At 57.7% G+C, this 1195-nt stretch carries 1 protein-coding gene; it reads right to left on the reverse strand.

Going from position 1 to position 1195, the window contains the following annotated elements; genetic code table 11:
• Positions 1-38: 38 nt before the first annotated feature.
• Positions 39-1126, reverse strand: a protein-coding gene (locus DVDV_RS21690; protein ID WP_139311719.1) for an IS3 family transposase whose coding sequence is annotated in 2 segments (ribosomal slippage) — positions 39-874 and positions 874-1126 — 1089 coding nt in all. Because the reading frame shifts where the segments join, the coding sequence is not laid out codon by codon here.
• Positions 1127-1195 lie beyond the last annotated feature (69 nt).

Here is a 1195-nt window from a genome sequence, read left to right on the forward strand (position 1 = left end):
GGTAATCCTCCCCTTTTTAGGCGGTCTGAAAAGTAGGGCTATGCAGCCGTTCTCAGTTTCTGCCTCGGGGTGATGCCGCCGATGCCCATGTTGGGCCGTTCGTTGTTGTAAGTCCAGAGCCACCTCGTGGCATAGTCCCTGACCTCTTCGATGTTCTCAAAGAGGTGCTGCCCCAGCCAGTCGTAGCGCACGGTTCGGTTGTAGCGTTCCACATAGGCGTTTTGCTGCGGTTTGCCCGGCTGAATGTAGTCGAGGCGGATCCTGTTCTTCTCGGCCCAGGCTTGCAGGCGATGGCTGACATACTCCGGGCCGTTGTCGCACCGGATGGCCTTCGGCTTGCCGCGCCACTCCATAACCTGCTCCAGAACCCGGATGACGCGCTCTGAAGGCAGCGAGAAGTCCGCTTCGATGGCCAACCCTTCCCGATTGAAGTCATCGATCACATTGAACAGACGGTAGCTTCTCCCATCTTCCAACTGGTCATGCATGAAATCCATGGACCACGCCTGATTCGCTGCGTCAGGCTGGGCCAGCGGCTCTGGCTTCTCGCGGACCAAACGCTTTTTGGGTTTGATGCGCAGGTTCAGCTCCAACTCGCGATAGATCCGATACACCCGTTTGTGATTCCAGCCGTACCCCTTCACATTGCGCAGGTACAGGAAGCACAGCCCGAAGCCCCAGTTGCGCTGGTTGGCTGTCAGCCGCACCAACCAGTCGGCCACGAATTCGTTCTCGTCAGACAGCTTGGGCACATGCCGGTAGCATGTCTGGCTGATGCCAAACGCTTCGCAGGCTTGTCTGATGCTCAGGGCTTTCCCTTTCACGGCGTCTTTGGCCATCTCACGGCGGCGAGATGGCCTCACTACTTTTTTCCGAGCGCCTCCCGGAGCACCTCGGCCTTCATCTGGGCTTCGGCGTACATGCGCTTGAGTCGGCGGTTTTCCTCCTCAAGCTCCTTCATCCGGGCCATAAGGGAGGCGTCCATGCCGCCGTATTTTGCCCGCCACTTGTAGAACGTGGCGCTGCTCATGCCGTGTTCGCGGCAAAGTGCAGGCACGGCAATGCCGTTTTCGGCCTGCTTCAGGATGCTCAGGATCTGACTGTCGGAGTAGCGGGACGTCTTCATGTAAAATCTCCTCGTCCGGGTTTACGAGAAAATTCTACTTTTCAGAACCAGCTTTTTTCGGGGGGATTA

The sequence above is a fragment of the Desulfovibrio sp. DV genome (assembly GCF_001936595.1).
Lineage (GTDB): Bacteria > Desulfobacterota > Desulfovibrionia > Desulfovibrionales > Desulfovibrionaceae > Solidesulfovibrio.